Source organism: Rhizobium hidalgonense (assembly GCF_005862185.2).
GTDB classification, from domain to species: Bacteria; Pseudomonadota; Alphaproteobacteria; order Rhizobiales; family Rhizobiaceae; genus Rhizobium; species Rhizobium hidalgonense.
In genome coordinates, this window is the sequence record NZ_CP054027.1 from 1,283,281 (window position 1) to 1,301,752 (window position 18,472).

At 61.3% G+C, this 18,472-nt stretch carries 19 protein-coding genes; 7 read left to right on the forward strand and 12 right to left on the reverse strand.

Annotation, left to right across the window (positions count from 1 at the left end; translation table 11 throughout):
• The first annotated feature begins 125 nt into the window (after positions 1-125).
• Positions 126-1,199, forward strand: a complete 1,074-nt coding sequence (locus FFM81_RS05990) for a hypothetical protein (RefSeq protein WP_138384969.1) — start codon at positions 126-128, stop codon at positions 1,197-1,199.
• Between the two features lie 19 nt (positions 1,200-1,218).
• On the opposite strand, the gene ychF is transcribed toward FFM81_RS05990, so the two are convergent.
• Entirely contained in the window at positions 1,219-2,322 is a 1,104-nt protein-coding gene (ychF, locus tag FFM81_RS05995) for a redox-regulated ATPase YchF (RefSeq protein WP_138384970.1), read from the reverse strand.
• 287 nt (positions 2,323-2,609) lie between these two features.
• Between ychF and clpS the strand changes: the two genes are divergently transcribed.
• Positions 2,610-2,921, forward strand: coding sequence for an ATP-dependent Clp protease adapter ClpS (gene clpS, locus FFM81_RS06000; RefSeq protein WP_138384971.1), 312 nt, complete (start codon positions 2,610-2,612; stop codon positions 2,919-2,921).
• 26 nt (positions 2,922-2,947) lie between these two features.
• Here clpS and FFM81_RS06005 read toward each other — a convergent pair whose 3' ends face one another.
• The 5 genes from FFM81_RS06005 to FFM81_RS06025 all read right to left on the reverse strand — a co-directional run bounded on the left by FFM81_RS06005 (position 2,948) and on the right by FFM81_RS06025 (position 8,113).
• On the reverse strand, positions 2,948-3,400 hold the full coding sequence (locus FFM81_RS06005) for a GNAT family N-acetyltransferase (protein ID WP_138384972.1): 453 nt from the start codon (positions 3,398-3,400) through the stop codon (positions 2,948-2,950).
• 4 nt (positions 3,401-3,404) lie between these two features.
• Entirely contained in the window at positions 3,405-4,136 is a 732-nt protein-coding gene (gene pth / locus FFM81_RS06010; RefSeq protein WP_138384973.1) for an aminoacyl-tRNA hydrolase, read from the reverse strand.
• 87 nt (positions 4,137-4,223) lie between these two features.
• Positions 4,224-4,937: a substrate-binding periplasmic protein gene (locus FFM81_RS06015; RefSeq protein WP_138385016.1), complete on the reverse strand. Its 714-nt coding sequence runs from the start codon at positions 4,935-4,937 to the stop codon at positions 4,224-4,226.
• A gap of 25 nt (positions 4,938-4,962) precedes the next feature.
• Positions 4,963-7,314 carry an EAL domain-containing protein gene (locus tag FFM81_RS06020; protein ID WP_138384974.1) on the reverse strand — a complete coding sequence of 784 codons (2,352 nt, stop codon included), beginning with the start codon at positions 7,312-7,314 and terminating at the stop codon, positions 4,963-4,965.
• Between the two features lie 190 nt (positions 7,315-7,504).
• Positions 7,505-8,113: a 50S ribosomal protein L25/general stress protein Ctc gene (locus tag FFM81_RS06025; RefSeq protein ID WP_138384975.1), complete on the reverse strand. Its 609-nt coding sequence runs from the start codon at positions 8,111-8,113 to the stop codon at positions 7,505-7,507.
• A gap of 415 nt (positions 8,114-8,528) precedes the next feature.
• Here FFM81_RS06025 and FFM81_RS06030 point away from each other — a divergent pair, with 415 nt between their 5' ends.
• Complete coding sequence (locus tag FFM81_RS06030; RefSeq protein ID WP_138384976.1) at positions 8,529-10,097, forward strand: hypothetical protein; 1,569 nt, start codon at positions 8,529-8,531, stop codon at positions 10,095-10,097.
• Positions 10,098-10,307: 210 nt separating this feature from the next.
• Here FFM81_RS06030 and FFM81_RS06035 read toward each other — a convergent pair whose 3' ends face one another.
• From FFM81_RS06035 to lgt, 6 genes are all read right to left on the reverse strand, one after another.
• Entirely contained in the window at positions 10,308-11,240 is a 933-nt protein-coding gene (locus tag FFM81_RS06035) for a ribose-phosphate pyrophosphokinase (protein ID WP_003565494.1), read from the reverse strand.
• Between the two features lie 105 nt (positions 11,241-11,345).
• On the reverse strand, positions 11,346-12,158 hold the full coding sequence (locus FFM81_RS06040; protein WP_138384977.1) for a hypothetical protein: 813 nt from the start codon (positions 12,156-12,158) through the stop codon (positions 11,346-11,348).
• Between the two features lie 90 nt (positions 12,159-12,248).
• On the reverse strand, positions 12,249-13,400 hold the full coding sequence (locus FFM81_RS06045) for a M24 family metallopeptidase (protein ID WP_138384978.1): 1,152 nt from the start codon (positions 13,398-13,400) through the stop codon (positions 12,249-12,251).
• Positions 13,401-13,405: 5 nt separating this feature from the next.
• A complete protein-coding gene (gene pgeF / locus FFM81_RS06050; protein WP_138384979.1) occupies positions 13,406-14,200 on the reverse strand; it encodes a peptidoglycan editing factor PgeF in 795 nt (264 codons plus the stop codon).
• Positions 14,201-14,311: 111 nt separating this feature from the next.
• A complete protein-coding gene (locus FFM81_RS06055) occupies positions 14,312-15,412 on the reverse strand; it encodes a class I SAM-dependent methyltransferase (RefSeq protein WP_138384980.1) in 1,101 nt (366 codons plus the stop codon).
• A gap of 19 nt (positions 15,413-15,431) precedes the next feature.
• Complete coding sequence (lgt, locus tag FFM81_RS06060; protein WP_138384981.1) at positions 15,432-16,280, reverse strand: prolipoprotein diacylglyceryl transferase; 849 nt, start codon at positions 16,278-16,280, stop codon at positions 15,432-15,434.
• A gap of 202 nt (positions 16,281-16,482) precedes the next feature.
• Between lgt and FFM81_RS06065 the strand changes: the two genes are divergently transcribed.
• The 4 genes from FFM81_RS06065 to proC all read left to right on the forward strand — a co-directional run bounded on the left by FFM81_RS06065 (position 16,483) and on the right by proC (position 18,466).
• Positions 16,483-16,743: an accessory factor UbiK family protein gene (locus FFM81_RS06065; protein WP_003581142.1), complete on the forward strand. Its 261-nt coding sequence runs from the start codon at positions 16,483-16,485 to the stop codon at positions 16,741-16,743.
• Positions 16,744-16,772: 29 nt separating this feature from the next.
• Positions 16,773-17,024 carry a hypothetical protein gene (locus FFM81_RS06070; RefSeq protein ID WP_128399460.1) on the forward strand — a complete coding sequence of 84 codons (252 nt, stop codon included), beginning with the start codon at positions 16,773-16,775 and terminating at the stop codon, positions 17,022-17,024.
• Between the two features lie 112 nt (positions 17,025-17,136).
• Positions 17,137-17,637: a type III secretion system chaperone family protein gene (locus FFM81_RS06075; RefSeq protein WP_003541709.1), complete on the forward strand. Its 501-nt coding sequence runs from the start codon at positions 17,137-17,139 to the stop codon at positions 17,635-17,637.
• Position 17,638: 1 nt separating this feature from the next.
• Positions 17,639-18,466 (forward strand): pyrroline-5-carboxylate reductase, encoded by an 828-nt coding sequence (proC, locus tag FFM81_RS06080; RefSeq protein ID WP_138384982.1) that lies wholly within the window; start codon positions 17,639-17,641, stop codon positions 18,464-18,466.
• Positions 18,467-18,472 lie beyond the last annotated feature (6 nt).

Sequence of the window (18,472 nt, forward strand, 5' to 3'; positions counted from 1 at the left end):
CCTGTTCTACATTAAAGAGTTAGAGCAGGATGTCGTCCGAAAACCGCTTACACTTTTCGGCATGATGCTCTAGTGCTTACAACAGCATCCGCATGGGCTCAATGATTCCGGGGAGATAAACCGGTATGACTGAACTAAGGTCGATCCTCGACGAGGCGGTGCGCCGGGAGCTGATTTCGCCGGAGGCGGGCGGGCGGCTTCTGCCGTTCCTCATCGAGCGCGGCGTGGCCGTTGCCGCTGGGCAGCCGGCGATGGCGGCCGAGGAGCAGGCCTGGTCGGATACGGAGACGCCGCGTTTCGTGCGAGGGTTCCACGACGTGCTGATCACCATCGGCGTGATCGTGGCGCTTGTCGGCCTCTGGGGCCTTGCGCCGCTTTATGCCGTGCCGCCTGCCATCATCGTGCTTTCGGAAATCCTGGTGCGCCGCCAGCGGCTGGCTTTGCCGGCCGTCAGCCTGACGATTGCGCTGTTCTGCTGGACGTTCTTGCTGATGTCCCGCGTCTTCACGCCGTGGACTTCCCAAATCGGGGCTGAGCTGACGCAGTTTGTCGCCGGCTTCCCGATCCTTCTCGGCATCTACTATGCCCGCTATCGCGTGCCCCTGTCGCTGGCGCTTTCCATCATGTCGACGCTGGCCTTGGTACTCACCCTGCTTTTGCGCTTGGTGCAATGGCTCAGCGGCAATCCTGCCTTTTTCGTCGATCATCTTGCCGTGCTGGCGGCAGTCTCCCTCGTTTGCGCACTCGGCCTCTTCGCGACGGCGCTCTATTTCGATCTCGGCGACCGGCTGCGCCGCACGACGCGCTCGGATATCGCTTTCTGGCTGCATCTCGGCGCGGCGCCGGCGCTGCTTTACAGCACTGTTTCCTTGCTGTCTCTGGGGGAAGGTGGCCGTATCTTCGATTTGGCGAACGTATCGGCCCGGACGCCCGTGGTCGTCGCGACCGTGGCGGCGCTGATGCTGATCGGTCTCATTATCGACCGCCGCGCCTTCGTCACCTCGGGGCTGCTGTCGCTCGGCGTTGCGATCTTCAGCGTCTTCCGGCACGGAAGCGCGACCGTCGACACCTACATCTTCACGACGCTGATTGTCGTCGGCTCGATCGTGCTCATCATTGGAACGGGATGGATGCCGCTTCGGCGGCTGGTGTTGCGGGCGCTGCCGAGCGCGATTTCAGAGAGACTGCCGCCCGGTTGAGGCGGCAGCCCGTTATTTCTTAGGTGTTGAAGCGGAAGTGGATGACGTCGCCGTCCTGGACGACGTATTCCTTGCCTTCGTCACGCGCCTTGCCGGCATCCTTGGCGCCGACTTCGCCGTTGAATTTGATGTAGTCGTCATAGGCGATGGTGTTGGCGCGGATGAAGCCGCGCTCGAAATCCGAATGGATGACGCCGGCAGCTTGCGGCGCCTTGGTGCCGCGCTCGATCGTCCAGGCGCGCGTTTCCTTCGGACCGACGGTGAAATAGGTGATGAGGTGGAGCAGCTTGTAACCGGCGCGAATCAGCCGGTCGAGGCCGGCCTCATCAAGGTCGAGGGCGGAGAGGAATTCCTTGGCCTCATCCTCGGGAAGCTGAGCAACCTCGGCCTCGATCGCCGCTGAGATGACGACGGTTTCGGCACCCTGTTCCCTCGCCATGACAGCGACGGCCTCGGTGAATTCATTGCCGGTCGAAGCCTCGGCCTCGGCGACGTTGCAGACATAGAGCACCGGATGCGAGGTCAGGAGATTGAGGCCCTTGAGGATGACGATTTCCTCGGCATCGAGCGTCGACAGCAGCGTGCGCACCGGCTTGCCTTCGTTGAGCAGCTTCAGCGACGCTTCCATGATCGGCAGCATCGCCATGGAATCCTTGTCCTTGCTGGTGGCGCGCTTGCGCGTCTGCTCGGTGCGGCGCTCGAGGCTTTCGAGGTCGGCGAGCATCAACTCGGTCTCGATCGTCTCGGCATCGGCGACAGGGTTGATGCGGCCTTCGACATGGGTGATGTCGCTGTCTTCGAAGCAGCGCAGCACATGGACGATGGCATCGACTTCGCGGATATTGGCGAGAAACTGGTTGCCGAGGCCTTCACCCTTCGAGGCGCCGCGCACCAGGCCGGCGATGTCGACGAAGGAGATGCGGGTCGGGATCAGTTCCTTCGACTTGGCGATGTCGGCAAGCTTGCGCATGCGCGGATCGGGCACGGCGACTTCGCCGGTATTCGGCTCGATCGTGCAGAAGGGGTAGTTCGCCGCCTGTGCGGCCGCCGTCTTGGTGAGCGCGTTGAAGAGGGTCGATTTGCCGACGTTCGGCAGACCGACGATGCCGCATTTGAAGCCCATGGCTTGATCCATATCTATTGGTAACTTTGCCCTGCCTATGCGGGAATGGCCGGCTTGGGTCAAGGGTTTGCGGCATGAATTGAAAAGGTAGCGAGATTAGGATGGTGATTGAAGGCCGCAAGTTCGCCCGGAAGATAGTCGCGATCTTCGATGGAAGGCGGGCGAAAGATCACTCCTGCTGTCGGCCCAGTGAGATCAACGTCATTGAACTGCCGTGCTTACGGTGCAATATATTGTTGGCGGATGTTTCTTCCGCCTTTTCATGTCATCAACGGCTGGATTTTCCGATGAGTGACAATGACGTTGTCCTGAAACCGAAGACCAAGGTGAAGCCGAAGCTGGACAAGCCGAAGCTCTACAAGGTCATTCTCGTCAACGACGATTACACGCCGCGCGAATTCGTCATCGTGATCCTGAAGGCCGTCTTCCGCATGAGCGAGGAGACCGGCTATCGGGTGATGATGACGGCGCACAAGCTTGGTTCCTGCGTGGTCGTGGTCTGTGCCAGAGATATTGCCGAGACCAAGGCCAAGGAAGGCATCGACCTTGCCAAGGAGATGGGCTTTCCGCTGATGTTCACCACCGAGCCCGAGGAATGATGTTGTGCAGACACGCGTAGCGCGGCTCAGGGCCGGCGGATCTGATAGCCGGTCTTGTCGCTGACGAAGCCGCAATTCTCGTAGAAGCGCAGGGTCGCCGGGTTCTTTGAGCCGGTGAGCAGCATCACCTTGTAGCAGCCGGTCTTCCAGGCCTCGGCCACCGCATGGCCGATGATGGCGCCGGCATAACCGCGCTGACGGTGGTCGGCGTGGGTGACGACGTTCTCAATCAGCGCATAGGAGGCGCCGTTCCGCGTCAGGTTCGGCACGACGATCAGGGTAGCGGTTGCTGCGGCGAGATCGCCGGAAAAGCCGATGAATACGGTCATGCCGGGCTGGGCGAGGATGGCGGAGAACCGCTCTTCGGCCCTGGTTTCGTCGAGAGCCGGATCCGTCGGGTTCAAATGCCGGTACAGGGTGGTCAGCCCGGGAAGATCGCCTGATGCGGCGGGACGGATGGCGAAATTCTGATCCGGCACCGCCTCAGTCTCCCTTGTTACCGAACATCTTCTTTAGAATATCGGCCATCGGGCCGGTGGCCAGCACCTTTGGCTGATTGTGATTGCGGGCCTGGTGTATGTGCGACTGGCCGGCCGGCTTTTTTTCGGTATTTTTGTTGTCCTTCCGCGGCTTCTCCTCCTCGGCCTTGCCGCCGAGCGCCAGCGCGATCTTGTTCATCAGCTGCGAATCCTCGTTTCGCACCAGCATATCGGCATTGTCGGCAAGCGTATCGAGAAGCGGCTCCACCCAGGCCTTGTCGGCCTTGGCGAAATCGCCGAGCACATGATTCTGCACCATTTCCTTGATGCCGGGATGGCCGATACCGAGCCGCAGCCGCCGGTATTCCTTGCCGCAATGGGCGTCCAGCGACTTGATGCCGTTATGGCCGCCATGGCCGCCGCCGGTCTTCAGCCGCGCCTTGCCCTGGGGCAGATCGAGTTCGTCGTAGATCGCGACAAGATTGGCGGGCTGGAGCTTGTAGAAGCGCATCGCCTCGCCGACGGACTCGCCAGAGAGGTTCATGAAGGTCTGCGGCTTGATCAGCAGCACCTTCTCGCCGCCGAGTTCACCCTCGGCGATCTCGGCCCTGAATTTCTTGGACCAGGGCGAAAAGCTATGGCGCCGATGAATAGCGTCGACGGCCATGAAGCCGATATTGTGGCGGTTGCCGGCGTATTTGCCGCCGGGATTGCCGAGACCCGCGATGATCAGCATGGTCTGTCTTCCCTCGCTAGAACTTCCCGCCGTTCACCATCTGGAAATGAACCTAAAGTCAAGTCGAAAGGGCAGCATCCGTCGGTGTCATTCCGACAGGTTCATGCCGTATTTCAGGAAGATTTGCTTCTGGACGCCATCGGCGATCAGCTTGTCGAGGGCCGCCTGCATCCTGGCGCGCAAATCGTCCGGAAAACTCTTCTCGCAGGCGATGCTCATCGGCTGGGCGGAGAGCACGGTCACCATTTCCAGCGGCTGATCGGCCTTCAGCTTTTCGAAATAGAGTTCGGAGATCGGCATCATGTCGATGCGGCCGCCCAGCAACTTGCGCAGCGTCGCGTTGAAGTCGCTGGCGACATCGAGCTTGGTGAAACCCTTCTCCTTCAGGATCGTCTCGGTATAGTCCTCGCGCTGCGTGCCGATCGTATATTTCTTCGCTTCGTCCAGACTGCCAGCTGTAACGCCGGAACCCTTGCGGGTGATCAGGATGTTGCGATCGATGAGCAGCGGTTCGATCCATTTGAACAACGGGTCGCGTGCGCCGTTGTGGGCGGTCGCGAAGACGCAGGTCATCGGTGCCGTGCGGGCAAGGCCGAAAGCGCGCGCCCAGGGCATGATCTCGATCGTGTAGTCGACGCCGATCGCGGCCATCACCTTTTCGACCTGCTCGACGGTCGCGCCCTTGATCTCCTTGCCTTCGCGATAATTGAAGGGCGCGTAGTCCTCGGTGGTGAAGGTCACGGTTTGCGCATGGGCGGTGCAGGGCAGCGCCAGGCATGCAAGAAGCAGGAGCTTTTTCATCATAATCATCTCCCTTATCCTTCGTTCAAGAAGCTCGTGCGACGGCCGATTGCGAGGCCGTCAGTTCCTCGATGAGGACGGCTGCGTGCTGCGGGCGATGGAAGAGGTAGCCCTGGCCATAATCGAGCCCCATCTGGTGGAGCGTGCGGCATTCCTCTTCGGTCTCGATGCCCTCGGCGATGACGGTGCAGTTCATCTTGTGCGAGAGCGTGGTAATGCCTTCGATCAGCATGCGGCTCTTCTGGCGCACGTCGTCGTCGCCGTCATTGATTGCGCGGGTGAAGGACTGGTCGATCTTGATGATGTCGACAGGGAAGCGGTTGAGGTAGCTCAGCGACGAATAGCCGGTGCCGAAATCATCGAGCGCGATACGGCAGCCGAAGCGGCGAAGCTCGGTGACGATCATGCGAATCTCAGGGTTGTCGTGCATCAGCACGGCTTCGGTAATCTCGACGACGATACGCTCGGGACGGATGCCATGGCGACCGACAATGGCGGCAAGACGGGCAGGCAGTGCCGGCTCGAACTGCAGCGGCGAGAAGTTGATGGCGAGATAAGTGTCCTGCATGCCTGATATGCGGGAAATCTTCGCTAGGTTGGCGACCGCCTTTTCCATGATAACGTTGCCGACGCGGACGATCTTTGCCGTCTCTTCGGCGACGCTGATGATCTCGGCCGGCGGCATCAAGCCTTTCTGCGGATGGTTGAGGCGCATCAGTGCTTCGAAACCTGATATACCGCGACCGTTCAGACTGACGATCGGCTGCAGGAAGGCCTCGAACCAGTTGTCGACGAGACCGGCTTCGATATTGGCCTCGATCTCGGCGCGGCTGCGGGCACGGTCGAGCATGGCGTTGTCGAAAAGCTGCGCGCCATTCTTGCCGTCGCGTTTCTTGGCATACATCGCCAGGTCGGACTTCTGCAGCAGTTCGGCCGCGGTTGCGGCATGGTGCGGATAGATGGCGATGCCGACGGAAGCACTCAGATGCATGTCGGGGGCGAACGGCGTTTCGAAGATCGAAGCGATCTGCTCGCACATTATCCTGGCGCGTTTTTCGGCATCTTTCGCCGGCAGCAGGATGGCAAATTCGTCGCCGCCGAGACGGGCAGCCTCATCGGAGGGGGCAAGGTAGGCCTTGAGGCGTTCGACGAGCTCGACCAGCGCCACGTCGCCGGCAGCGTGGCCCATATTGTCGTTGATCCACTTGAAGCGATCGAGATCGACGAAGAGGCAGGCCAGTTCCTGGCCGGCCGCATCGGCGGCGGCGATCTTGTTGTCGAGGACGGCTTCGAAGCCCTGGCGATTGAGCAGCCCGGTCAGGTGATCGGTGATCGCCTGGCGGTGGTTGCGGTCCTCGGAGGCCTTGAGCTCGGTCACATCGGTCATGACCGACAGCGAGAGGCGGTCCTGAGCGCCGGCTTCCGCCTCCGATTCCATGATGAGGACGTCCATGGTGCGGCCATCCAGGCAGACGAACTTGACGGTGACGGTCATGCCGCTTTCGGCCCGACGGCGCTTGACGAATTTGTCGCGGGTGGTCGATGTGACGAGATCGGCGAAGTTGCGGCCGATGACGGCGGCGCGGTTATAACCCGTGGCCAGCAGCCAGTAATCACTGACGGCGGTGATGCGATCTTCCTCGTCGAGCGAAAAGAGCATGGCGGGTGTCAGATTATAGATGTCGGTGGCGCGGCGGTGGGCGACCTTCAGCTCCTTTTCCTCGCTTTCGAGCTTGGTCTGCATCTCGTTGAAGCTGCGGGCAAGCCGTCCCATCTCGTCGTTCGACTGCCAGTCGACATGGTGGCGTGAGCCGAGTTGACGAGTGGCCTCGATTGCCGCCGTCAGCCGCATCAGCGGCTGAATGACGAAGAACCGGTTGCCGATCAGCGCCGTGCCGAAAACGGTCAGCACGGCGAAGATGAAGATCGAGATGAAGACGACCTCTTCCTGCTTCAGGCCGGAAAACAAGCCGAGCGCGGGATAGTAGACACTGATGCTGCCGAGATGCTTCGGGCCGTCGACGGTGTTGTAGATAATGGCGCGCGACACCTGGACGAGCTTGCCGTCGAAGGAGCGCGGAATGGTGGACTGACTGATGTCGAGCTGGCCCGACTGGTCACGCACCTCGACCTTGACGATAGCGCCCTGGGAAACCACCGTCGCGCTGATCTGGGTGACGCTCTCCTCGTCGAGATCCCAGAGCGGCTTTGCCAGCGCCTGAGCATTGGCGACAAGAAGAACGGAAATATGATCGCGTATTTCCTTGTCGGCCCGTTCCGAGGAAAGAAAAAGGAAGAGAACAAAGAGGGGAGCGACAAAAACGAGCAGCGCTCCGCAAACAATTCCAAAAAATCTGTTCTCAACGGAATTGTTCATGGTTCCGTCTACTCCCCCAGGCCGACCCTACCTGCTGTCGCGCGCTTAGGCGGGCTTCTTCGCAGCTGACGAAGCATGCTTTCACGAATACGTTAAATGTTGCTGAAACGGGAGCTTGCCGGGCAAAGAAAAGCCCGCTTTCCCAGTTCACGGGAAAGCGGGCCGTATGCTTTACAAATGGTCGAAGCGATCAGGCTTCGGCTTCGCCTTCCGCGGCGCTCTCGTCGATGCCGGCAGCCGGAGCGATGATGGTCGCGATCGTGAAGTCACGGTCGATGACGGTGGTGACGCCCTTCGGAAGGGTGACTTCCGAAATATGGATGCTGTCGCCGATCTTCTTGCCGCTGAGGTCAATGTTGAAGAATTCCGGGATCGCATCGGCCGGGCAATGGACTTCGACTTCGTGACGAACGATGTTCAGCACGCCCCCGACCTTGAGGCCCTGGGACTTATCTTCGTTGATGAAGTGAACCGGGATTGCGACGGTCACCTGGGTGTTGCCTGAGACGCGCAGGAAATCGACATGCATCGTAAAGTCGCGGACCGGATCGAGCTGGTAGTCCTTCGGCAGAACCTTGTACTTCTTGCCGTCGACTTCGATCGTCGCCACGGTGGTCATGAAACCACCGGCATGAATGCGCTTCGTCACCTCATTGGTGTTGAGAGCGATGGCAATGGGGGCCTGCTTGTCACCATAGATGACAGCGGGAATCAAACCGTTGCGGCGAAGTTCACGGGCGGACCCCTTACCAACCCGTTCGCGCGCCTCGGCCTTGAGCTCGTAAGTTTCCTGGCTCATGGCTATTCCTTTCGAGGTTATTTGGAGAGTTCGTCGGCGGGCAAATGCCTTGTTCCGTCAAACCGGAGGCGGGTTTCCCCATCCTCATCCGCGTTGCCTCCAAGGGTGTCTACACGGACCGGTGGCCTATATTATAACTCGCTCTGAAACGCAAGTTGCGGATTGCCGCGGTTTTTGGGTGATATACAGGCGTCCGCCGCGGCGCTCAATTGTTGAGACGGCAAATCTGCTTGGATCGACTGCGTGCCATCCGCGCCGGGCCGTCTCGACCAGAAGAACCTCGTTGAAATGTTTGTAATCCACGCCCACCCGCGTGGCAAAATCGCCAGTACCTGCCGCCACTTGGCTTGACATGAGCGCAGTTGGCATCTTTGGATGCCGCAATCAAAAAAGCGGCTGAGGAGAAAAACAGACTATGCGTCTCAAACATGTCACGGCAACGAGCTTGCTTGTTCTTTGCCTTTTCACCACGGCCAAGGGCGCGGAGATCAACCAGGACGGCGCCAATGCGGTCAAGGAGACTCTGACGAAGCTGCTTCCTGACGAACTGGCGAAGAGCGGCTTTATAACCGTCAATCCGGCGGGCACGCGCTACGAAGTCATTTACGATCTGGCCAAGCTGGTTGCCAAAGCTAATCCGGCGACGTTCACGATCAACGGGCTGACGCCGTTCTCGATGTTCGCCACGCCGCTCGACAGCGGGCTCTGGAATGTCGAAGGCGACAACAAGTTCAACGTCTCCGGCCACTTCAAAGGCCCGGATCAGAAGCCGACGGATTTCACCTATTCCATCGCTTCGCTTGTTTATACCGGCGTCTTCGACCCGGCGATCAGTTATCTGCGCTCCGGCACCTTTGCGGCCAAGGACATTAAGATGGCCAGCAAGTCCGAAACCGAGGAGGTCCATGCCAGCATCGCCAGCATGGACCAAAAGCTGAGTTCGACGGACAGCGCAGGCGGCAATGGACGTATCGATTTTGCCGGCAACGCCTCGATGTCAGGTTTCGTCGAGCAGGTTTCCGGCCTGCAAATGCCGCCCGTCGAATTTCGTGCCGGCTCGATCAATGTCGATGCCAAGGTGGACGGCCTGCCGGCAAAGCAAATACGCGACATGGTTTTCTTTGTCCTCGATCATCTCGATGAGAAGGAACTGAGCCCGGAGAACAGCGACAAGATCAAGGGAATAGTGAAGGAAGCCTTCCCGCTTCTGACCTCGTTCAGCGAGACGATCGGGGTCAACGACCTGATCGTCAGCAGCGAGATGGGTAAGGGCGGCGCCAAGGCACTCGGCTACAATCTCGCCATCGACGGGCCGAGTGACGCCATGCGTTTCGGCTTCGGCATGAACGCCCAGGAGATCAGCCTCGACACGCCGCTGATGCCGGCAAACTATTCGGCTTTCATGCCGACCAGCTTCGATTTCCAGCTTGCTGTTCCGAACCTGGATTTCGCAAGCTTCGGCGACGCCATCATGGCGTTGGATTTCAACGATAAAACGCCGGAGAAGACCGGCGAGGAGATGGCGAAGAAGCTCTTCCACGACGGCCGGCTTGCCGTCGAGTTTCCGAAGATCAGCGCCAAGTCTCAGGTCTATGATGTCGATATGACGGGCAAGATTGAGGGGCGCGTCGACACCCAGAAGGACTATTCGATGGAGGCGACGATTCTTGCTCGCGATCTCGACAAGACGATCGCGGCGGTTCAGGAGCTTGCCAAGACGGATCCCGATCTCAACCAGGTCTCCTTCGGCATCATGATGGTGAAGGGATTCGCCAAGACCGATGCGGACGGTCGCTCGCGCTGGGACATCAGCGTCAGCCGCGATGGTTCCGTGGCGGTCAATGGCCAGCAGATCAAGGGACCGGATGGTCCGGATCAGGATCCCAGCCTCGAGACAGACCAGGATCAGGATCAGGGATTGGAACCAGGGCAGGAGCCGGATCAGGGTCAGGACGCGGTACCGGCACCGCCGCAGCAGCCTTGAGCGTTATCAATCGGAAATGAAGAGGCCGGCCTTGTGCCGGCCTTTTTTGTCAACGATCGGCGCGGCAGTTTATTCCGGGCTTTCGCCGTCAAGGAACGCGGCTTCGCGACAAGCAACGGCCAGCGATTCATGCGGCTCGGAGAGCATGCCCGGGAATAGCTGGTTTATCTGATGCTGAAATTGAAAGAGCCGGACGAATGCCGGCTCTTCTTAGTCGAAGAGGCTGGAGACGGACTCTTCCTGGGCCGTTCGGCTGATGGCTTCGCCGATCAGCGGCGCCGTCGTCACGATGCGGATATTGTGCGCCGAGAGTACGGCTGTGGTCGGCTGGATCGAATCCGTAATGACGAGTTCACGAAGCTTCGAGGAGGTGACGCGGGTGACCGCGCCGCCGGAGAGGACGCCGTGGGTGATATAGGCGGTGACGCTCGATGCGCCCTGGGCCAGCATCGCGTCGGCGGCGTTGCAGAGCGTGCCGCCGGAATCGACGATGTCGTCGATCAGCAGGCAGTCCTTGCCGGTGATGTCGCCGATGATGTTCATCACTTCGGATTCACCCGGCCGATCGCGACGCTTGTCGACGATGGCCAGAAGACAGTCCAGCCGCTTGGCAAGCGCACGGGCACGAACCACACCACCGACATCAGGCGAGACGACCACGACATTGCTGAGGTCGTAATGGCTTTTGATGTCGCGCGTCAGCACGGGCATGGCGAAGAGATTGTCTGTGGGTATATCGAAGAAGCCCTGGATCTGCCCGGCATGGAGATCGAGCGTCATGACGCGGTCGGCGCCGGCCTCGGTAATGAGGTTGGCGACCAGCTTGGCGGAGATCGGTGTGCGGCCGGAGGCGCGACGGTCCTGACGCGCATAGCCGAAATAGGGAAGCACCGCGGTGATGCGACGGGCTGAAGAACGACGCATCGCGTCGATCATGATCAGCAGCTCCATCAGGTGGTCGTTGGCAGGAAAGGCGGTCGGCTGGACGAGGAAAACGTCTTCGCCGCGCACATTTTCCTGGATTTCCACGAAGATTTCCTGATCGGCAAACCTTCGAACACTGGCTCTCCCCAAGGGAACGTTGAGATAGGTGCAGATCGCTTCGGCGAGTTGCCGGTTCGAATTGCCTGCGAAAACCTTCATTTTGGTCCGCCTGTTATGCGCTGATAGCCGCGCTTTTTAGCCAGCTTCCCCGTGAATGCAAGGGCAAAGGCGCCACAGGCTTTGATATTTGCAAAAAGTTTGTGACTAACCGCCCCGCGTCTGCCGCCAGGAGGAGAATTCCGCGATGGTTTTCGAGCCGATCTGCTGCATCACCGAGGCGGGAACGCCGGCCCAGGGGTCGGCTGCCGCCGTCGGCACGCTTTCCTGCCCCTGGATGCGGTGCAGGCGGCCGCCGCCGCTGTCGAGAATGTCCCAGACATAAACCACGGTGACCTTGCCGTCGTCGCTGAAGGCGGAGAGATAGCCTTTGAGAATGTAGTCGCTGCTCGCATCGGTCGAGCTCTTGATGGAAAGGCCGTGCGCGCGCGCCTCGGCGCCGAGCTGGCGCGAGAGCGGGGTCACGGCCTGCACCGGCGCGCCGATGATCGGCAGGAAGCGCACGGTATTGCCGCGAGCGGCAGAGGAGCCGGCGCTGAGGGCGGCGGTCTGCCGCGGCTGCTGCGCTTCGGCCGCCGGAGCGGCAGGTTCACCGCCGCTTGACGGCGGCGGCAGCGATTGTCCCTCGATCGGGGTGGAGGCGGCGGGCGAGGAATCGTTGCGCGACAAAGCGTCAGCCTGCTCCTGCATCGTCGTCGGCGGTGCACCGGAACCGGGCCGATAGGTCCGTTGCGTTTGGTCATAGGCCGGGTGATACCCGCGCTGCCGTGTGTTTGCGGCGAAGGCCGGCTGACGGGTGCCTGCCAGGCCCTCGGCCTCGCCCTGCGTCACCGGGCTCGATGGCGCACTGGCTGAGGAACTGCCGATGTCGACCAGCGGCGTCAGCGCATCGGTGGTATTGCAGGCGGTCAATAGAGCCGTGAAGACCAGGAGCGTGGGTACAATCGCAGCTCGCGTCATCCCTTGATCCGTCCTTCCCACAATCGCATCAGCCCCGCCCGAATTTATGCGGGCGGGGGCGGGCGTCTGTCAATTCCGGATTCTCATCGGTCAAAGACCGATGAAATCGAGCGGATGGCGGGATAGCGCGCGCGGCGCATCCGTCGTCGTCAGATAGGTCTGGCCGAGCGTCATCGCCGTGCCGGTGTCGGAATCGGCGATGATCATATGCACGAAGAGCGACATGTTCGGCTCAATCGGCTGCGGATTGCCGACATGGAACATCTGATGCTCCATCCAGGAGGGCGAGAAGCGGGCGCCGAGCGAGTAGCCACAGGCATTCAGCCGGTGGCGGGCGAGGCCGCGTTCGTCCATGATCCTGGCATGCATGTCGAAGACGTCGCCGAAGCTGTGGCCGGGCTTCAGCACGGTCTCGATCGCCTCGATGGTTTCGCGGCAAGCATTGTAGAGTTCGCGGTGGCGTTGCATCGGCTCGCCGATGACGATCGTGCGCATCATGGCGGCATGATAATGCGCGTAGGCGCCGGCCCATTCGAGCGTCAGCTGATCGCTGGCGTCGAGCTTGCGGCGGCCGGCCTTGTAGCGGCAAAGCAGGGCATCGGCGCCGGAGCCAATGATGAACTCGTTGGCGGGATAATCGCCGCCGCCGGAAAAGATCGCACCCTGCATGGCGGCGAGGATATCGGCCTCGTCGGCGCCGGGTTTCGTCAGCCGGGTCGCGGCATCCAGCGCATCGTCGGCGAGAACGGCGGCGCGCTCGACATAGGCAACCTCAGTCGGGCTTTTGACAAGGCGCAGGCGGCTGACGAGATAGGATGCATCGGAGATCTGGCCGAAGGTGGTCAGCTGCGCGTCGAGCAGGCGCGAGATACGGCCGGTCATGCCGTGCGTGTCATATTCGATACCGATGCGGGCGCCGAGCAGATCCATCTCGACCAGCAGGTTCTTCAGGTCGAGCGTCGGATCGGCATTGACCCGATCGACCCAGATATGGATGTCCTCGAGGATCGAGGTGTGCCTTGCCTGGCGAAGATCGGCCGAGCGGGTCAAAAGCGCCATGGTGCCGTCGCTCTTGACGACCAGCGTCTGGAAGAAGCAGTAGCCGAAGGTGTCGTAGCCGGTCAGCCAGTACATGCTTTCCTGAGCGAAGAGCAGCAGGGCGTCGAGCTTTTCTTCCTTCATCTTCTCGGTGAGGCGCGCAAGCCGGCTTGCGAATTCGGCCTTTTCGAAGTGCAGTGCCATTCTGCTCACGTCTCCCTGATTGATATCGCGGAAATCTGGCGGCCGTAGTCCGGCTCCTTGCGATGTGTCGTCCTGCGGTACGAAAAGAAGCGCTCACTGTCCGGATAGGTGCAGAGGCCGAGGCTTTCGGCCCGCACGCCGGCTTTCGTCAGCCGGTCGACGGTCAGCGCCGGCAGGTCGAACATGGCGTGGCGGGATGTTGCGGAAGGCGCGAAAAAACGCGCATCATCCGGGTTCCCGGCGACGAAACGCTCGACGAACTCAGGACCGACCTCATAGCTTGCCTGGCTGATCGAGGGGCCGAGGCAGGCGATAATGCGCGCGCGGTCGGCCCCCAGCGCTTCCATGGCGGCGATGGTATTTTCGAGCACGCCCGTCAGCGCGCCCTTCCAGCCGGCATGGGCGGCGCCGATGACGCGATTGTCCGGGTCGGCGAACAGGATCGGGCCGCAATCGGCGGCAAGCACGCCAAGCGCGATGCCGGGAGTGCGCGTCACCATCGCATCCGCCTCGGGGCGCGCGCCGTCGTAATCGGCATCGACGGTCACGACATCAGGGGAATGGACCTGATGCACGGTCGCCAGCCGCTCGACCGGCAGGTCGAACCAGGCGGCGACGCGGCGGCGGTTTTCCAGGACCTTGTCGCGTTCGTCATTGGAGCCGAGGCCGACATTGAGGCCGCGATACAGCCCTTCGGAAACGCCGCCGGCGCGGGTGAAATAACCGTGGCGGATAGTGCTGCCTGCCGCTGCGTTCAGCAGCGCGCTTTCGATCGGTGCGGGAGAGGCCGCGTCCTGCATCTGTGCTTCCGGGGTTTTTTAAGGGGTTTGTTGTTATCCCAAGCGCATCGCACAGGCGGCGCGCTTCAAGTTCTTGTTCGCTGGGATGTTGAACCAGCCGCGTGCGCCCTGTCAATCCACCGGGCGAAAGGGCATGAGATCGACGGCGGGATGCGAGACCGCCATGACCTTGAAGAGTTCGCCCATCCGGCCTTCGCCGGCGCCGGCGAGCCTGTCGACCGCGGTCTGGATGACCTGCTGGGTTTGCGGCTCGCGATCCTTGCCGAGGGCGGCGGCACGTTCGAGGATGCCGAGGCCGGTCAGAAAATCACCCTGATGCAGGGCGCCGTTCAGATGAGCGCCGGCCGCAAGCGCCGTTTCGGCGAGCTGCTGGAAGTCGACATGACTCGTCAGATCGGCTTCACCGGGATGGGCGAGCGGCGGATCGAATTCATGCATGCGCACGGCCTGCAGCGTATCGCCGAAGCCGGTGACGAGATGGCCGTAATCGATTACAAGCGCCGTGCCGCCGAAGGCGCGCAGGCGTTCGCAGATTGCCATCATGACAGCCTGGCGGGCAGGCGAGATTTCGAAGAGCGTGCCGAGCGGCAGGTTCTGCACCGGTTCGGGCAGCAGTGCCGGATCGAGGCCGGCGACGCCGGCGGCGAAGGTCAGCTCGCCATCGGAATCGAGGCCGATCATGCGCTCGCGAAAACCGGTCGGCATGCGGACGAACTGGCGGATCGGGATTGCGTCGAACAATTCGTTGGCGGCTATCAGCGTGAAGCCTGGCGGTACTTCGTCGAAGCCGTTGTGCCAGGCGATCTTTTCGCCGTGAGCTTCGAGTGTCTGGCTCTGGACGTCGCGCAGGCGCTCGCTGGTTTCGACGAGATGCACGGTCACGGCGTCCAGCAGCGGCGGGGCGATGCGGGAAATGACACGCAGCATATCCGCCATCATGGTGCCGCGGCCGGGGCCAATCTCGACGAGGCGGACGCCTGCGGGCGTGCCGTGACGCTGCCAGGCATGAACGATAAAGACGCCGATCATTTCGCCGAAGATCTGGCTGACCTCGGGCGCGGTTACGAAATCACCCGAACGGCCGAAGGGCTCGCGGGTGCGATAATAGCCGTGTTCGGGATCGGCCAGGCAGAGCGAGAAGTAATCGGTGACGCTGATCGGGCCGTTAGCCTGGATGATCGCCTTGATTTTTTCGCCTAGAGCGGTGGTCATGTCGTGCGTCCTGCCGTTATCAGAGCTGCAGCGCAGCCTGGCGGCGGGCCCGGAGCATCGCCCAGAGGCCGAGCAGGATCATCGGGGAAGAGAGCACCATGCCCATGGTCAGCCAGTTCGTGCCGAGGAGATAACCGAGCTGGGCGTCAGGCTCGCGGAAGAATTCGACGAAGATGCGCGACAGGGCATATCCGCAGACGAAGACGCCCGTGATGAAGCCGGGGCTTTTCAGCGCGCGCATGCCGTAAACCAGGGCGGCCAGCACCAGCAGAAGAACGATGCCTTCGAGGCCGGCTTCGTAGAGCTGGCTCGGGTGGCGGGCGAAGGGGCCGCCTGTGGGGAAGACCACGGCCCAGGGCACGTCGGTCAACCGGCCCCAGAGCTCGCCATTGATGAAATTGGCGATGCGGCCGAAGAAGAGGCCGAAGGGAACGACCGTGGCGACGATGTCGAACAGGCTCCAGATCGGAATGCCGTTGCGGCGGGCAAAGACGATCATGGCAATCGTCGTACCGGTCAGGCCGCCATGGAAGGACATGCCGCCGTTCCAGATCTCGAGCGCACGGACCGGACTGCGCAGGACGGCGGGGAGATCATAGAAGAAAATATAGCCGAGGCGACCGCCGAGGACGACGCCAAGGGCCGCCCAGACGATGAAATCGTCGATCTGCGTCCTTGTCATTGGCGAGGTATTGCCGGGCCAGAGACTTTCATTGGCGGCGAGGCGGCGCGCATAGGCCCAGCCGAGCAGGATGCCGGCGACATAAGCAAGACCGTACCAATGAATCGCCAGCGGGCCGATCGAAAAGGCGATCGGATCGATGTCCGGAAAAGGCATGATGGCAAGGAGATTGGCTGCTGTCGGCAAGGTTTTCCCACCTGTTTGGTTGCGCGGAACATGCCGCTGCGATCCCGGACGGTCAAGTCCATTGTTCGTGATGGCTCTTTGCCGGCCGGTTCCGGCAAGCCTATCCCGTGCAAAGCGCTTGCATCGCGGGTGGCGAAGCCCTACCTCAATCCTTGAGGCCCCGAAGGGCTGAATTCACCTCATGCGAAGGGAGAAAAACGCCATGACGACCGGAACGAACCGCATCATGGATGAATTCGCCAAGCTGATGACCGATGCGGCGGGTGCCGCCCAGGGCGTCCGCAAGGAGATCGAGACCGCCTTTAACGCTCAGGCCGAGCGTTGGCTGAACAGCATGGATATCGTCAAGCGCGAGGAGTTCGAGGCCGTGCGCGAGATGGCGATCAAGGCGCGCGATGAGAACGAGGCGCTTGCCGCCCGCATCGCAGCGCTCGAGGCGAGGCTTGCCGGGGAGGGGCACTGAAGCGCGTCGCGATATGACGCAGATGCGGCATGGCCTTCACCGCACATGCCGCATCTTCCATAAAAAAATCAGGTGAGTTTTCCACCTGTGGACACTGCCAAAAAAGCCAATTCGCAGAGTCGCTTATTCTCCCTTCTGAATTGAATTTCGAAGAGCCTTTCCACAGTGGCCCGGCCTATTTTCCCCTCAGGGGGCTGGCAGGGGGCAAGGGGCATTATACACTGATTTTAAATGATGATTCGAAGCGACTTGGTAAGCTCCGGGCAGGTTATCTGCGTTAAGTCTGGCAGCGGTTCAACGATCATCCGAGTGGTGGTTCCGGTATTTGCGTGTGTCTTTTCTTGTGTTTCTACACCAAGTTAGCCGCATTCATTCCGGTCAAGAAGGTGCTGCATGAACCTGATGGAATTGGAAGTCGAGCGTCAGTCGAACCCGGTCGACATGATCGAGTACGTTGCCTCCAACAATGATTGGTCGTTCGAACGGTCCGGCGAGGACGAGATCGCGATGACGGTCGAGGGGCGCTGGACGGACTACCACGTCTCCTTCTCCTGGATGGAGGAATTCGAGGCGCTGCACCTTGGCTGCGCCTTCGATATCAAAGTTCCCGACATCAGGGTCAACGAGGTGGTCAAGCTGCTCTCGGCGATCAACGGGCAGGTGCTGATGGGGCATTTCGATCTCTGGCGCCAGGAAGATGTCGTCATCTTCCGGCAGTCGCTGCTGCTCGCGGGCGGTGCGGAGCCTACCAACCGCCAGGTGGAAGTGCTGCTTTCCAGCGCGCTCGATACTTGCGAAGCTTATTTCCAGGCATTCCAGTTCGTCGTCTGGTCCGGCATGGAGGCGACGAAAGCGATGGAAGCCGTGTTGTTCGAAACAGTCGGCGAGGCATAAGATGCCCGCGAATAGTTTCTCCTCGACAAATCCCGTCGTGCTGATCGGCGCCGGCAACATGGGCGGGGCAATGCTCTCCGGCTGGCTGAAAAGCGGCGTTCCGGGCTCGGCCGTCGTTGTCGTCGATCCCGGCCCGTCGCCGGCAATGCTTGCGACGATCGGCGAGGCCGGCGCGACGCATTTGGTCGCGATTCCCGCGGATTTGAAGGCAAGCGTCCTGTTTCTCGCGGTCAAGCCGCAGGTGATGGAGACGGTGCTGCCGGCGGTAAAAACTGCCGTCGGGCCGGAAACGGTCGTCGTCTCGGTGGCTGCCGGCAAGACACTCGGTTTCCTCGAGAAACATCTGGGCAAAGCCGCCATGGTGCGGGCCATGCCGAATACGCCGGCCATGGTCGGGCGCGGCGTCACCGGCGCTTTTGCCAATTCTGGGGTCAGCAAGCAGCAGCGTGAGCGCGTGCATTCCCTTCTCAGCGTCTCGGGTCCGGTCGAATGGGTGCCTGAAGAGGCCGATATCGATGCCGTGACGGCGCTTTCGGGCAGTGGTCCTGCCTATGTGTTCTATCTCGTCGAATGTATGGCGGAGGCAGGCCGTAAACTCGGCCTGCAGGCGGACCTCGCCATGCGTCTTGCGCGGGAAACAGTCGCGGGGGCTGGTGAACTCTTGCACCAGTCCCCCGACGACGCTTCGCGTCTGCGGCAGAATGTGACCTCTCCCGGCGGCACGACGGCGGCCGCACTCGCCGTACTGATGGCCGAAAACGGCATGCAGCCTCTGTTCGACGCAGCACTCGCGGCGGCGCGCAAGCGGGCCGAGGAACTGGCCGGCTGACGGAGA

What these genes read in the sequence shown, in the direction of transcription:
- FFM81_RS05990 (WP_138384969.1), top strand. Translation starts at nt 126, where the DNA reads ATGACTGAACTAAGGTCGATCCTCGACGAGGCGGTGCGCCGGGAGCTG.
- ychF (WP_138384970.1), bottom strand. Translation starts at nt 2,322, where the DNA reads ATGGGCTTCAAATGCGGCATCGTCGGTCTGCCGAACGTCGGCAAATCG.
- clpS (WP_138384971.1), top strand. Translation starts at nt 2,610, where the DNA reads ATGAGTGACAATGACGTTGTCCTGAAACCGAAGACCAAGGTGAAGCCG.
- pth (WP_138384973.1), bottom strand. Translation starts at nt 4,136, where the DNA reads ATGCTGATCATCGCGGGTCTCGGCAATCCCGGCGGCAAATACGCCGGC.
- FFM81_RS06015 (WP_138385016.1), bottom strand. Translation starts at nt 4,937, where the DNA reads ATGAAAAAGCTCCTGCTTCTTGCATGCCTGGCGCTGCCCTGCACCGCC.
- FFM81_RS06020 (WP_138384974.1), bottom strand. Translation starts at nt 7,314, where the DNA reads ATGAACAATTCCGTTGAGAACAGATTTTTTGGAATTGTTTGCGGAGCG.
- FFM81_RS06025 (WP_138384975.1), bottom strand. Translation starts at nt 8,113, where the DNA reads ATGAGCCAGGAAACTTACGAGCTCAAGGCCGAGGCGCGCGAACGGGTT.
- FFM81_RS06030 (WP_138384976.1), top strand. Translation starts at nt 8,529, where the DNA reads ATGCGTCTCAAACATGTCACGGCAACGAGCTTGCTTGTTCTTTGCCTT.
- FFM81_RS06035 (WP_003565494.1), bottom strand. Translation starts at nt 11,240, where the DNA reads ATGAAGGTTTTCGCAGGCAATTCGAACCGGCAACTCGCCGAAGCGATC.
- FFM81_RS06040 (WP_138384977.1), bottom strand. Translation starts at nt 12,158, where the DNA reads ATGACGCGAGCTGCGATTGTACCCACGCTCCTGGTCTTCACGGCTCTA.
- FFM81_RS06045 (WP_138384978.1), bottom strand. Translation starts at nt 13,400, where the DNA reads ATGGCACTGCACTTCGAAAAGGCCGAATTCGCAAGCCGGCTTGCGCGC.
- pgeF (WP_138384979.1), bottom strand. Translation starts at nt 14,200, where the DNA reads ATGCAGGACGCGGCCTCTCCCGCACCGATCGAAAGCGCGCTGCTGAAC.
- FFM81_RS06055 (WP_138384980.1), bottom strand. Translation starts at nt 15,412, where the DNA reads ATGACCACCGCTCTAGGCGAAAAAATCAAGGCGATCATCCAGGCTAAC.
- FFM81_RS06065 (WP_003581142.1), top strand. Translation starts at nt 16,483, where the DNA reads ATGACGACCGGAACGAACCGCATCATGGATGAATTCGCCAAGCTGATG.
- FFM81_RS06070 (WP_128399460.1), top strand. Translation starts at nt 16,773, where the DNA reads ATGGCCTTCACCGCACATGCCGCATCTTCCATAAAAAAATCAGGTGAG.
- FFM81_RS06075 (WP_003541709.1), top strand. Translation starts at nt 17,137, where the DNA reads ATGAACCTGATGGAATTGGAAGTCGAGCGTCAGTCGAACCCGGTCGAC.
- proC (WP_138384982.1), top strand. Translation starts at nt 17,639, where the DNA reads ATGCCCGCGAATAGTTTCTCCTCGACAAATCCCGTCGTGCTGATCGGC.